This is a genomic window from Streptomyces sp. Go-475 (genome assembly GCF_003330845.1).
Lineage (GTDB): Bacteria > Actinomycetota > Actinomycetes > Streptomycetales > Streptomycetaceae > Streptomyces.
Window position 1 is genome coordinate 8,458,867 of record NZ_CP026121.1, and the last position, 13,368, is coordinate 8,472,234.

General features: G+C 72.1%; 8 protein-coding genes. 6 read left to right on the forward strand and 2 right to left on the reverse strand.

Annotation, left to right across the window (positions count from 1 at the left end; all coding sequences use genetic code 11):
- The first annotated feature begins 65 nt into the window (after nt 1-65).
- Nucleotides 66-1,313 (forward strand): PP2C family protein-serine/threonine phosphatase, encoded by a 1,248-nt coding sequence (locus C1703_RS38310; protein WP_114257814.1) that lies wholly within the window; start codon nt 66-68, stop codon nt 1,311-1,313.
- A 28-nt stretch (nt 1,314-1,341) separates the two neighbouring features.
- Here the strand turns inward: C1703_RS38310 and C1703_RS38315 are convergent, their stop codons facing one another.
- On the reverse strand, nt 1,342-2,013 hold the full coding sequence (locus C1703_RS38315; RefSeq protein WP_232840719.1) for a pyridoxamine 5'-phosphate oxidase family protein: 672 nt from the start codon (nt 2,011-2,013) through the stop codon (nt 1,342-1,344).
- Nucleotides 2,014-2,413: 400 nt separating this feature from the next.
- On the opposite strand from C1703_RS38315, the gene C1703_RS38320 reads away from it, so the two are divergent.
- The 3 genes from C1703_RS38320 (at nt 2,414) to C1703_RS38330 (ending at nt 9,909) form a co-directional block, all read left to right on the forward strand.
- Complete coding sequence (locus C1703_RS38320; RefSeq protein WP_114257135.1) at nt 2,414-6,682, forward strand: HAMP domain-containing protein; 4,269 nt, start codon at nt 2,414-2,416, stop codon at nt 6,680-6,682.
- Nucleotides 6,683-6,779: 97 nt separating this feature from the next.
- The gene (locus C1703_RS38325) at nt 6,780-9,302 is read left to right on the forward strand and encodes a SpoIIE family protein phosphatase (protein ID WP_232840720.1); all 2,523 of its coding nucleotides are present in this window, start codon (nt 6,780-6,782) and stop codon (nt 9,300-9,302) included.
- 43 nt (nt 9,303-9,345) lie between these two features.
- Nucleotides 9,346-9,909: a cysteine hydrolase gene (locus C1703_RS38330; RefSeq protein WP_114257136.1), complete on the forward strand. Its 564-nt coding sequence runs from the start codon at nt 9,346-9,348 to the stop codon at nt 9,907-9,909.
- A 17-nt stretch (nt 9,910-9,926) separates the two neighbouring features.
- Here the strand turns inward: C1703_RS38330 and C1703_RS38335 are convergent, their stop codons facing one another.
- Complete coding sequence (locus tag C1703_RS38335) at nt 9,927-10,976, reverse strand: hypothetical protein (protein ID WP_114257137.1); 1,050 nt, start codon at nt 10,974-10,976, stop codon at nt 9,927-9,929.
- A gap of 107 nt (nt 10,977-11,083) precedes the next feature.
- On the opposite strand from C1703_RS38335, the gene C1703_RS38340 reads away from it, so the two are divergent.
- On the forward strand, nt 11,084-12,133 hold the full coding sequence (locus C1703_RS38340) for a type II toxin-antitoxin system Phd/YefM family antitoxin (RefSeq protein ID WP_114257138.1): 1,050 nt from the start codon (nt 11,084-11,086) through the stop codon (nt 12,131-12,133).
- A 127-nt stretch (nt 12,134-12,260) separates the two neighbouring features.
- A complete protein-coding gene (locus C1703_RS38345; protein ID WP_114257139.1) occupies nt 12,261-13,367 on the forward strand; it encodes an FAD-dependent monooxygenase in 1,107 nt (368 codons plus the stop codon).
- Nucleotide 13,368: the final 1 nt, after the last annotated feature.

Consider the following 13,368-nt stretch of genomic DNA (forward strand, 5'->3'; position numbering starts at 1 on the left):
ACGAAACCGTGAGCGAGCGGGGCGAGGGCGGGGAGGTGAGCGAGCGCGGCGAGGGCGGGCGGCGGATGCTGGCCGATCTGCTGGACGCCAGTCACCTCATGCCGATCGAGCTGCTGCCCGCCAAGGCCTCCGCGTGCGCACGCGCCGCCGCCTTCCACCACGTGCTGATCTACCTGGCGGACCTGCAACGCGACACCCTGTGCCTCCTGCCCGGCGACGAGGCCGCGGGCCACGCGGACGAGCCCGTGCTGCAGGTCGAGGGGACGGTCGCCGGGCGGGCCTTCCAGCACGGCGGCGTCCTGCCCGCCGGGCCGCCCGGCGGCGACACGTCCGAGTGGTGGGTGCCGTTGCTGGACGGCACCGAACGCATCGGACTGCTGCGGGTGAGCACCGGGCGCGACGACGCCGGCACCCGCGCGGACATGGAGGCGCTGGCCGCTCTCGTCTCGTTGATCGTCGTCGGCAAGCGGACCACCAGCGACGCGCTGGCCAGGCTGGTCCGCGCCCGGCCGATGAGCGTGGCCGCCGAGATGCAGTGGAACCTGCTGCCGCCGCGCACCTACGCCGACGGGCGGGTGGCGATCTCGGCGGCCCTGGAACCGGCCTACGACATCAGCGGCGACGTCTTCGAGTACGCCATCGACGGGCCCCTGGTCCACCTGACGATCCTCGACGCGATGGGCCACGACACCGCGGCCGGCCTCTCCGGGGCCCTCGCGCTGGGAGCCTGCCGCAACGCCCGCCGCCAGGGCGCCGGCCTCCTCGCCAAGGCGGACGCCGTCGAGGCCGCCCTCCTCGAGCAGTACGACCACCGGCGCTACGTCACCGGTGTCCTGGCCACGCTCGACACCCGCACCGGCGGCCTGCGGTGGGTCAACCGCGGCCACCACCCGCCGATCGTCATCCGCGACAACCGCCACACGACCCACCTCAGCTGCCCGCCGGCCCACCCGATGGGCACCAGCCTCGGCCTGCCCGGCACGGTGTGCGAGGAGCACCTCCAGCCCGGCGACCGCGTCGTGCTCTACACCGACGGCATCACCGAGGCGCGCCGCTCGGGCGGCCGGGAATTCGGCCTGGACCGGTTCACCGACTTCCTGATCCGCCACCACGCCGACGGGCTGCCCGTACCCGAGACCCTGCGCCGCCTCATCCACGCCGTCCTCGAGTACCACGACGGCGATCTCCAGGACGATGCCACCGTCCTCATCTGCGAATGGATCGGCCCGGACATGGAACCGGCCCGGACGGCAGCCGACCTGACCGGCCTGCACCCCTCACGGCGACACCCGGCCGACCACGAGTTCGACTGACCGGTCCCGGCCTGTCCGTCGCGGGGCTTCAGCGTGACGCCAGCCCGTGCCGCCGGGCCGCCGCCCCGAAGTAGTCGCCGCCCTTGCGCCGCACGTCGTCGGTGCCCCAGGCCTGCTCGCCCTCGGCGGCCGGGCCGCCCTGCCTGGCCGGGTTCTGCCGCAGCGGTGCCGGGACGAGTCTCGGTATGTGCTTGGAGCAGTGGATGTACGCCTCCTCCACCTCGACCTCCACCCACATCTGGGGGCGGCGGCCGGGCACCGGGTCGACCGGCAGGCCCGGGTGCCGCCGGCGCATGGCGTCATCGGTGACCAGCCGGGCGCGGCCGTTGACATGCAGACCGATACGGTCCTGGGAGAAGTCGATCATCAGGATGCCGATGTGCGGGTTCTCCCGGATGTTGCCGAGCGAGGCCATGACGCCGTTCCCGCGGTACTCCGGGTAGGCCAGGGTCGTGTCGTCGAGGACCCGGAGGAAGCCGGGCGGGCCGGCCCGGAAGGTGCTGTCGCACTCCCCGCGGCTGTCCGCCGTGGCGAGGAAGAACATCTCCTGGCGGGCCACGAACTCCCGCATCCGCGGATTGAGCCGGTCCAGCACCTGCTCGTCGTAGAACCGGTCGGCGCGTTCGACGGTGCCCAACTCGTGCTGGATCCGGTGCTCTCCGTGGCTTCCGGGGCGCTCTGCCCGCTGGTCGTCGTACAAGGGTCCTCCTGGCAGGGAATGCGGCCTCCGCCACGGCGCGCGTGACTGATTTTCATCGCCTTGCAGGCCGAAAAGCGTCACCGGCCCTGCACGTGAGGGTAGAACAACCGCTCTCCCGCGCCCCTTTGCGGGCCCGGCGTCCCTCCTGTCGGACAGACGGCGGCAGTTCCCGCTGCGCGAGGGGCGGAGCGGACGGACGGGGAACCTCCCCCTTGGTCCGAACCGCCGCCCACGCTTTGTTCCGGGCTCGAAACCTGGGTTAGCCTGCGGCGTATTTCTACGTCGCGCAGATCCGTGGCCACGGAAATGCAGGCACGGCAGCCGGGCCGCCGAAGCGGTCCGGGGGGAGTTCCGAGTCCTCGGTGTGCGGGGACTCCTGGGGAGCGGAACGAGGGTGCGCATGACCAGCGACAGCACCGGTGTCGTCGATGCGGTGCCGGGCGATCAGGAGTTGCGGCGGCTCCTGGCGGGCCTGACGGCCGTACGGGACGGGGACTTCGGCACCCGTCTGCCGGACGACGCCGACGGCCTCATGGGCGACATCGCCAAGGTCTTCAACGGCATGGTGGACCAGCTGTCCGTGTTCACCTCCGAGGTCACCCGCGTGGCCCGCGAGGTCGGCACCGAGGGGACGCTCGGCGGGCAGGCGGAGGTGCCGGGGGTCTCGGGCACCTGGGCCGACCTGACCGACTCGGTCAACGCCATGGCGGGCAACCTCACCACCCAGGTCCGCGACATCGCCCAGGTGGCCACGGCGGTGGCCAAGGGCGACCTCTCCCAGAAGATCGACGTACCCGCCCGCGGCGAGATCCTCCAGCTGAAGGAGACCGTCAACACGATGGTCGACCAGCTGTCCGCGTTCGCCGACGAGGTCACCCGCGTGGCCCGCGAGGTCGGCAGCGAGGGGCGCCTCGGCGGCCAGGCGCAGGTGCCCGGCGTGGCCGGCGTCTGGCGCGACCTCACCGACTCCGTGAACCACATGGCCGGCAACCTGACGAGCCAGGTCCGCTCCATCGCCCAGGTCACCACGGCGGTGGCCGAGGGCGACCTCTCGCAGAAGATCACCGTCGACGCGCGCGGGGAGATCCTGGAGCTGAAGTCCACCATCAACACGATGGTCGACCAGCTGTCCGCGTTCGCCGACGAGGTGACACGCGTGGCCCGCGAGGTCGGTACCGAAGGCCGCCTCGGCGGTCAGGCCGACGTCAAGGGCGTCAAGGGCACCTGGCGCGACCTCACCGACTCGGTGAACTTCATGGCGGGCAACCTCACCGGCCAGGTCCGCAACATCGCCCTGGTCGCGACCGCCGTCGCCAAGGGCGACCTCTCGCAGAAGATCACCGTCGACGCGCGCGGGGAGATCCTGGAGCTGAAGTCCACCATCAACACGATGGTCGACCAGCTGTCCGCGTTCGCCGACGAGGTCACCCGCGTGGCCCGCGAGGTCGGCACCGAGGGCCGCCTCGGCGGCCAGGCGCAGGTGCGCGGAGTGTCCGGCACCTGGAAGGACCTCACCGACAACGTCAACGTGATGGCGTCGAACCTCACGGGCCAGGTCCGCTCCATCGCCCAGGTCGCCACCGCCGTGGCGCGCGGCGACCTGTCGCAGCGGATCACGGTCGAGGCCGCGGGCGAGGTCGCGGCCCTCGCCGAGGTCATCAACACGATGGTCGACACGCTGTCCGCGTTCGCCGACGAGGTGACCCGCGTCGCCCGCGAGGTCGGCACCGAGGGGCGCCTCGGCGGCCAGGCGCACGTGCCGAACGTCGCCGGCACGTGGAAGGACCTCACCGACAACGTCAACTCGATGGCCAACAACCTCACCGGCCAGGTGCGCAACATCGCGCTGGTGACGACCGCCGTGGCCAGGGGCGACCTGTCGAAGAAGATCGACGTCGACGCCCGCGGCGAGATCCTCGAGCTCAAGACGACGATCAACACCATGGTCGACCAGCTGTCCGCCTTCGCCGACGAGGTCACCCGCGTGGCCCGCGAGGTCGGCACCGAGGGACGCCTCGGCGGCCAGGCCGAGGTCGAGGGCGTCTCGGGCACCTGGAAGCGCCTGACGGAGAACGTCAACGAACTGGCGGGCAACCTCACCCGGCAGGTGCGGGCCATCGCCGAGGTCACCAGTGCCGTCGCCGAGGGAGACCTGACCCGCTCGATCAACGTGGAGGCGTCCGGCGAGGTCGCCGAGCTGAAGGACAACATCAACTCGATGGTGGAGTCCCTGCGCGAGACGACCCGGGCCAACCAGGAGCAGGACTGGCTCAAGACCAACCTCGCCCGGATCTCGGGCCTGATGCAGGGCCACCGCGACCTGCCCGTCGTCGCCGAACTGATCATGGACGAGCTGGTGCCGCTGGTGTCCGCCCAGTACGGCGCCTTCTACCTCGCCGAGGACGGCGACGGCGGACCCGAACTGCGGCTCGTCGGCTCCTACGGCTACCCCGAGGACAGCGGCCGCCCCACCCGCATCGCCTTCGGCCGCACCCTGGTCGGCCAGGCCGCGCGCAGCCGGCGCACCATCGCCGTGGACGAACTGCCGCCCGGCTACGTCACCATCTCCTCGGGCCTCGGCGAGGTCGTGCCGACGGCCCTGGTGCTGCTGCCCATCGTCGTCGAGGGCCAGGTCCTCGGCGTCATCGAACTGGCCTCGGTCACCCCCTTCACGCAGATCCACCGGGACTTCCTCGAGCAGCTGATGGAGACCCTCGGCGTCAACCTCAACACCATCGTCGCCAACGCCCGCACCGACGAGCTGCTCGTCGAGTCGCAGCGCCTCACCGCCGAACTCCAGGCCCGCTCCACCGAGTTGCAGGTACAGCAGGAGGAACTTCAGCGCTCCAACGCCGAACTGGAGGACAAGGCCTCCCTGCTCGCGGCACAGAACCGGGACATCGAGGCGAAGAACCTGCAGATCGAGCAGGCCCGGCAGGAACTGGAGACCCGCGCCCAGCAGCTGTCGCTGGCCTCCAAGTACAAGTCGGAGTTCCTGGCCAACATGAGCCACGAGCTGCGCACCCCGCTCAACAGCCTGCTCATCCTGGCCCAGTTGCTGGCGCAGAACCCGTCCCGCAACCTCACCCCCAAGCAGGTCGAGTACGCGCAGATCATCCACTCCGCCGGCTCGGACCTGCTCCAGCTGATCAACGACATCCTCGACCTGTCCAAGGTCGAGGCCGGCAAGATGGACGTCACGCCCGAGCGGGTGACACTGCGCCAGCTCATCGAGTACGTCGAGGCCACGTTCCGGCCGATGACGACGCAGAAGAGCCTGGAGTTCACGGTGACGACCGCTCCCGGCGCGCCCGCGGACCTCCTCACGGACGACTCCCGGCTCCGCCAGGTGCTGCGCAACCTCCTGTCGAACGCCGTCAAGTTCACCGAGCAGGGCGGCGTGGAACTGGCCATCGAACCCGCGGCCGACGACGAGGTGCCCGACGGCGTGATCCGCGGCGGCGCCGTCGTGGCCTTCCGCGTGAAGGACACCGGCATCGGCATCCCGGAACAGAACCTGGAGACCATCTTCGGGGCCTTCCAGCAGGCGGACGGCACGACGAGCCGCAAGTACGGCGGCACCGGCCTGGGCCTGTCCATCACGCGGGAGATCGCCCAGCTGCTCGGGGGCGCCGTGACGGTGCACAGCACACCCGGCCAGGGCAGCACGTTCACGCTCTTCCTGCCCGTGGCCCGCCCCGACTTCGAGGAGGTGCTCGGCCACCGCGGCACTCCGGAGCGGGCCGCGGCCGAGCTGCCCGAAGGCTCGTCCCGCCCGGTGCCGGTGCTCCAGACCGGGCCCGGGCCGCGGCCCCGGCGCCTGCTCGTCGTGGAGGAACGGCCCCGCGGCCTGCTGACCCTCGTCGCGGAGAGCGTCGTCGCCGACCTGACCCACGGCCGCGCCGACAGCGGGCAGCGGCCCGCCGTCGACATCATCACCGCCGTCGGCGCGCAGGAGGCGGCCGGTGCCCTCGCGGCCGAACCGTGCCACTGCGTCGTCCTGGAGCTGGGCATGCGCGACGCCGAGGCGTCCCGTTTCCTCCAGGCCCTGGAGGGCGACCCGGCGCTGGCGAGCGTCCCCGTCCTGGTGCACAGCAGCCACCCCGTGGACGTCTCCCTGGACGAGACGCTGCGGTCCCGCTCGGCGGGCGGGGCGCTGGAGTTCCTCTCCAGCCTCGACGAACTGCGCGAGCGCATCGCCCTGCACCTGTCCGCCGAGGAGCCCGGGGACGTGCTCTCCCTGGTCCGGCCCGAGGAACCGCAGCACCCGGCGCCGGACCTCCTCGACGAGGCGTCGGCCGGCCGCACCGTCCTCGTCGTCGACGACGACGCGCGGAACCTCTTCGCGCTCAGCGGGATCCTGGAACTGCACGGCTTCCGGGTGCTGCACGCCGAGAACGGGCGCAGAGGCATCGAGACACTGGTGAACAACCCGGACGTCGCGCTGGTGCTGATGGACGTGATGATGCCGGAGATGGACGGGTACACCGCGACGGCCGAGATCCGCAGGATGCCGCAGTACGCCGAGCTGCCCATCATCGCCGTCACGGCGAAGGCGATGCCCGGCGACCGGGAGAAGAGCCTCGCCTCGGGCGCCAGCGACTACGTCACCAAGCCCGTCGACACCCGCGACCTCATCGCCTGCGTCCGGCGCTGGCTGCCCGCATGAGGACACCGGCGCCCACCCCGCACACCCCCGGGCCGGGCGCCCCGCAGCGCCCGTCGTTCCGCGCCCCAGGGCGCTCCAGCCGAGGAGCATCCACACCGTGAGCATCTCCGAGCAGCCGCGTGAACCGGATCAGGGCGGTGAGCCCGAGCGCACCGCCGCCGGCCCGGCGTCCGCCGTCCCGCCGGTGACGTCCGGCGGGCCGTCGGCGACTCCCGACGAGCAGTGGCCGCTCGCCGACGGGCCGTTCGCCTCCCCCGACGGGCCGCTCCCGGACGTCGGCGGTGTCCCGCCCGCCTCCCCCGTGGGCCGGCTGGCGGCCACCGTCGAACGGCTCAGCCGGGAGGTGCGGGCGGCCCAGGCGGAGGCCGAGGGGCGGGCCCTGATCGAGCTAGCCAAGGGCGTCCTGGTCGAACGGCTGAAGTGCGGGCCCGTCCAGGCCGCCCGGCAGCTCGCCGAACTGGCCGAGCAGGCACGGGTCACCCCGCTGGAATTCGCCGTCGACGTCATCAACCAGGCCGCCCGCGACCGCATGTCCGAGGTGACGGACGCGTTCCTCGCCGCCACGAAGGCCGCCGACGCCGCGGAGTCCGAGTCGGCCGCCGTACGCCTGCGCGCCGCCGAGAGCGGCGTCCTGGCCGCGGACGACACCCAGGCCGTCGCCGACGCCCTGCTGGAGCAGGCGCTGCGCCCCCTCGGCGCGGTCGCCGTGGCCGTCTGGGCCGCGGGTTCCGACGGTTCGCTCACCCTGGCGGGCAGCGCCGGCTTCTCACCGGCCGAGGCCACGCGCTGGCGCTACGTCCCGCCGGACGTGGTGACCGTGGCGCGACGGGGCCTCATCGAGCGCGAGGGCCAGTGGATCACCTCCCTCGGGGAGACCGGACTGCCCAGCATCGGCCTGCACTACCACCCGGACGGCGGCAGGGTCGCCCTGCCCGCCGGCACCGGAGGGCGTATCCACGGCGTGCTGGAGATCGCCTGGCCGGCGCCCCTGACACCGCAGCCCCCGCAGGTCGTCCGCCAGGTGGAGGCCCTGGCCGAGCTGTGCGCCCACACGCTGGAGACGTACACGCCGCCGCAGGCAGGGGCCCAGGAGCCGCGCGTCCTGCCGGACGCCGCGGAGCTGATGGACCTGGCCGACGGCCTGCACGACCCCGCCCTGGTCCTGGTGCCCCACCTGGACGGCGACGGGCACCTGGCCGACTTCCGCATCCAGCACGTGAACAACCGCTTCCTGGACCCGGCCGGCCGGCCGCGGGCGGTCGTCAGCGGCGCGCTGCTGCTCGAGGCGTACCCGATGGCCGCCGGCGACAGCGAGCTGTTCCAGCGCGTCGAGCGGGTCTACGCCACCGGCGAGCCGTTCCGGGCCCGCCGGATGAACCTCACCGCCCTCGTCGACCAGGTCCCCCTCTCGGCGGTCGCCGACATCAGCATCAGCCGGCACGGCACCGCCGTCCTGCTGATCTGGCGCATCGAGGACGAGACGGCGCGCCTGGCGAGCCTGCTCCAGCACGCCCAGCGTCTCGGCCGCATCGGCGGTTTCGAGGAGAACGTGCTGACGGGTGAGATCACCTGGAACGGGCAGTTGTTCGACCTCTACGGGCGCCCGCAGTCGAGCACCCCGGTGCCCCTGGAGGAACTGCCGTCCCACGCCCACCCGGACGACGGCGTCTCCATCCGCCGCTTCCTGCGCACGCTGCTGCACCACCGGCGGCCGGCGGCCGCGGCCTTCCGGCTGCAGCGGCCCGACGGGGTGACCCGCCACATCCGGATCGTCGCCGAACCGGTGCTCGACACCGACGACCGGCTGCTCCTGGTCCGCGGCGCCTGCCAGGACATCTCCGCGCAGCACTGGACGGAGGTGGCCCTAGCCGCCACCCGCGACCAGTTGGCGCACACCGAGCAGCAGGCCACCGAACGCAACCGGCTGACCCTGCAGTTGCAGCACGCCATCATGCCTCCCACCCAGGCGCCGTTGCAGGTGAGCGGCCTCCAGGTGGCCGTCCGCTACCGGCCCGCGGAGACCGAGCAACTGGTGGGCGGCGACTGGTACGACGCCGTCGTCCTGCCGTCCGGATTCGTGCTGCTGTGCGTGGGGGACGTGGCCGGGCACGGCATCGAGGCCGCCACCAGCATGGTCGTCCTGCGCAACGCGCTGCGCGGTCTGGCGGTGACCGGCGCGGGGCCGGGACAGCTGCTGTCGTGGCTCAACATCGTGGCGCACCACCTGACGGGCTCCGTCACCGCGACGGCGGTGTGCGGTCTGTACGACCCGGTCCGCCGGACGCTGCGCTGGGCCAGGGCGGGCCATCTGCCGCCCGTGCTCGTCCGGGGCAGCGAGGCGGCTCCGCTGCCCCTGGTGAGGGGGCTGCTGCTCGGCGCGGTACCGGAAGTCGCCTACGAGGAGTCCGAGATCCAACTGGCCGCCGGGGACACCCTGTTGATGTACACCGACGGCCTGGTCGAGCGCCGTGACCGACCCGTGGAGGAGTCCCTGACCCACCTGCTGACCACCGCCCGCACGGCACCCAGCACACTCGACCAGCAGCTGGACCGCCTGCTGACCTACAGCAGGTCGGACACCGACGACGACACGTGCCTCGTCGGCATCCGGGTCGGCTGAACCACTCCAAGGTGTCCTGACAACGGAGAAGGGGACGGCACGCATGGCGAACAGCGCACTTCTGGTGATGGACGTCCAACGGGACGTCGTGGCCATCGCCGACGACGGTTCCGGGTATCTGCCGCGCCTGCGCGGAGCGATCGACGGTGCCCGGGCCGCCGGCATCCCCGTGATCTACGTGGTGATGGGGCTACGGCCGGGCGATCCGGAGATCAGCCCGCGCAACAGGGTGATGGCGAACGTCGTGCGGGCCGGCCTGTTCACCGAGGGCGCCCCGGGCACCGAGATCCATGACGAGGTCGCGCCCCGGCAGGGCGACGTGGTGGTCACCAAGAGGCGGGGGAGCGCGTTCTCGGGCAGCGACCTCGACTTGGTCCTCAGGGCACGCGACATCGACAGCCTCGTTCTCACCGGCATCGCCACCAGCGCCGTCGTGCTGTCCACCCTGTGGCGCGCCATCGACCTGGACTTCGGCCTCACCGTCCTGGCGGATGCCTGCCTCGACACCGACCCCGAGGTGCACACGATGCTCACCGAGAAGCTGTTCCCGCAGTGGGCGGACGTCGTCACCGTCGAGGACTGGCTCCAAGCCATCGCACCGCGATAGCGGGAGGCGTCCCGACCTCACCTGCTCCGCTCATCGGTGATGGCGGGGTTGTCGAGCAGGATGTCCTCGGTGGTCTGCCACAGCCGGGGCAGGAACCGGGTCACCTCATCGGCCCGGTGGAGCAGGTCACGGGTGGAGCCGATGCCGAGATCGGCGACGGCCGCCTGGAAGGCCGGGAGGAGGGCTTCGTGCAGTCGGGGCGCGTCGGCGGCCAGGATGATGTGGCAGCGGGCGAACGTCGCGATGATCCAGAAGACCGCTTCGCGGTGGTCGCCTGAGTCGATGAGCCGCTGGCTCCCGTCGATCGCGATCGGCCGTGCGGCGGGGCTGATGTCGCTGCTGAAGGGGAACGGGGTCTTCGCCACGGGGACGGTGGCGTCGAACGTCGCGGCGAGTTCGTGCAGATGGTGCCGGACGCGCTCCACGGGCAGCTGTGAGCAGCCGAGAAGGTCCAGCAGTTCCGGGTAGAGGCCGAGGTGGCCGTAGTCGGTGAGGACCTCGCGAGCGGCCGGATAGCGCAGGCGGACGGTGGGGTTGCGCAGGGCGGCGACGAGGAGGACGTGGCAGGTCACGCCGGTGGGGAACAGCCAGGAGAGCACCTGCTCGTGGAACGGCGCCGAGGTGCCGATCGCAGCGAGACGGCTCTCGATCCGGTGGCGGGCGTCCTGGCACCTGCGGCGGACCCAGGGCCGGGCGGCGAAGTGGCGCGAGACGTGCGCGTGCAGTTCGCGCAGTTCGCCGGTGGGGTCGTCGATGATCGCGTCCGTGCGGAAGCTGCCGGCCAGGTGGTAGGACGCCAGGACGTCGTCGGCGGAGGCCAGCTCGGCCCGGGGCAGGTAGCTGACTTCCAACAGGGCGCCCTGGAAACGGAGTTTGCCCGGCTTGGCCGGCGGATCCTCCTGGGCGGTGACGACAAAGACGTCGACGTCGGAGGAGGGCGACAACTCCGCGTCGTCCGGCAGCCCGACGGTCGAGCCGCTGAAGTACGCGCCCCGGAAGCCGGTATCGGTTCGGGCATGCTGGGCAACCCACTGGATCGCGGCGGCACGTGCCAGTCCGACCTTCACAGGCGCATCTCCCCGGTGACGTGTGCGAGATCCTCCATTGTCGCCCGGTGGCCGAGGCTGGTGGGCTGTCCCGGCTCCGGAGCCCTGCCCGGTAGTGTCCCAACACTATGAACAGCGTCGAACTGCGGGAACTCACAACAGACTTCGGGCCTGTGATCGGCCATGTCGAGGAGACCGGCGAGCGGGTGCGCGTCACCGACGGCGGCGAGACGGCGGGCGTGCTCCTGCCGGCGGCCGAACTGGCCGAGCTGGAGCACTTCGCGCAACGCGACTACGGCGGACCGAGACCCCGGCCCAGAACCGTGCGGGAGACCCCGGCCGGCCCGCGGCGGCAGGGCCCGTACACGCGGTACGCGTACACCGACGGCGTGCGGATGACGTTCACCCGCGACCGCGTGGTCGTGGCCGAACTGCGGACCGTGGACGAGCTCGACTGGCTCGAGAACAACGCGCGCACCGCCCGGCAGGGCTTCATGGACCCCGAGCAGACGGCCGCGTTCGAGGAGTTCCTCGCCCGCCGGCCACCGGTCGGCGACGGCATAGCGTGGATCGCCGCCGACTGGAGACAGCAAGAGCCCTTCACCGTGCTCGAATTCGTCAAGGGCCCGACCTCCGAAGCGGCCGCCCTCGCCTACGGGGCCGACGCCCAGGACGTCACCGACGGGCTGCTGCTGCACCAGGTGCGGGACCGAGACGCACGCGAAGGCACGGACGACACCTGCCAAGTGCTCGCCTTCGGCGAAGCCGGCGAGTGGACGTGGCTGGGCTACCACGACTTCGGCAACGCCTTCACCCGCCGCCTCGACCCGCCTCCCCGGCAGCAGATCACGCTGACCGCGACCATGGCCAAGGGCATCTACGACTTCAGGTACAGCGAGGACGGGGTCTACCAGAACCCCTTCCCGCTCGAGGACAGCGCCGACACGCGGCGGGACATGTACGAGCTGATCTGGTACACCCCGGGCCAGGCCCCCTTCGCCCCGGACGCGCCCCTGGGCTTCCTCAACGCGCACATCCGCCGAGCCGAGGAGCACACCGACTGGACGGACGGCATCGCGCTGTTCTTCGCCGGCCTGGAACGCGCCTTCGGCCTGTCCCTGCCCCGGGACGGGATCACATCCGGCCACGTGCGCTGCGCCCGCCCCGTCCAGCGCTGAGGCCGCATCCCGGGCGCCCCGAATATCGAAGGCGTTCTCCCGGTGACTGTGATTTCGTGGTCGATCGTCGGATCTTCCGGCACCACTCCGCACCACACTTCACCCAGCTTTCGAGGGGAACAGCACCATGATCTCCGCCCACACCCGCGTCGCGGTCGTCGGCGCCGGCCTCGGCGGCCTCGCCTTAGCCCGTGTCCTGCAGCTCCACGGTCGCTCCGTCACGGTCTTCGAATCCGACGCTTCCGCCGACGCCCGCCCCCAGGGCGGCAGCCTCGACATCCACGCCGCCACCGGTCAGACCGCCCTGCGCGCGGCGGGCCTTCTCGACACGTTCCGCGCCCTGGCCCGCCCCGACGCCCAGGAATGGCGCGTGCTCGACCCCGTCACCGCCGCCACCCTGCCCTTCCCGGGACCCGTCCACGACGACGACAGCCCCGAGATCGACCGCGGCCAACTGCGCGGACTGCTCCTGGACTCCCTCGCCGAGGGCACCGTCCGCTGGGGCCGCACGGTCACCGGCGCCACCCCGCTCGGCGACGGCACCTGGCGCCTGAGCTTCGGCGACGGCACCACCGAGGACGCCGAGCTGGTGGTCGGCGCCGACGGTGCCTGGTCGCGCATCCGCCCGGCCCTGTCGGACGCCACGCCCGGCTACGCCGGTGTCACCTTCATCGAGGCCGGTCTCGACGACGCCGACACCCGCCATCCCGCCCTCGCAGCCATGGTCGGCAACGGCACGCTGCTGGCGACCGCCGACAGCAAGGCCCTGCTGGCCCAGCGCAACGGCGACGGCCACATCCGCGTCTACGCCGCGTTCCGCGCGCCGCAGGACTGGCAGGCGGCCGAGGGCCTGGACATCGACGACACGGAGGCCGTGCGCGCACACCTGCTGAAGAGGTTCGACGGCTGGGACGAGAACCTGCTCTCCCTCCTGCGGAGTCAGGACGGCGGGTTCGTCGACCGGCCCGTGTTCGTGCTGCCCGTCCCGCACACCTGGGACCACGTCCCCGGCATCACCCTGCTGGGCGACGCCGCGCACCTGATGCCGCCCGTCGGACTCGGGGCCAACCTCGCCATGCTCGACGGCAGCGACCTCGCCCACGCCCTCGTCACCGAGTCCGGCGTCGACGACGCCGTCCGCGCCTACGAGAGCCTCATGCTGCCGCGCTCGGCGAAGGCCGCCCAGGACTGCGCCGAGGCACTCGACCACCTCATCCCCCCGACGGCCTCCTGAG

Excerpts from the sequence above, each read along its gene's own strand:
- C1703_RS38320 (WP_114257135.1), top strand. The coding sequence starts at position 2,414 with ATGACCAGCGACAGCACCGGTGTCGTCGATGCGGTGCCGGGCGATCAG.
- C1703_RS38345 (WP_114257139.1), top strand. The coding sequence starts at position 12,261 with ATGATCTCCGCCCACACCCGCGTCGCGGTCGTCGGCGCCGGCCTCGGC.
- C1703_RS38310 (WP_114257814.1), top strand. The coding sequence starts at position 66 with ATGCTGGCCGATCTGCTGGACGCCAGTCACCTCATGCCGATCGAGCTG.
- C1703_RS38330 (WP_114257136.1), top strand. The coding sequence starts at position 9,346 with ATGGCGAACAGCGCACTTCTGGTGATGGACGTCCAACGGGACGTCGTG.
- C1703_RS38340 (WP_114257138.1), top strand. The coding sequence starts at position 11,084 with ATGAACAGCGTCGAACTGCGGGAACTCACAACAGACTTCGGGCCTGTG.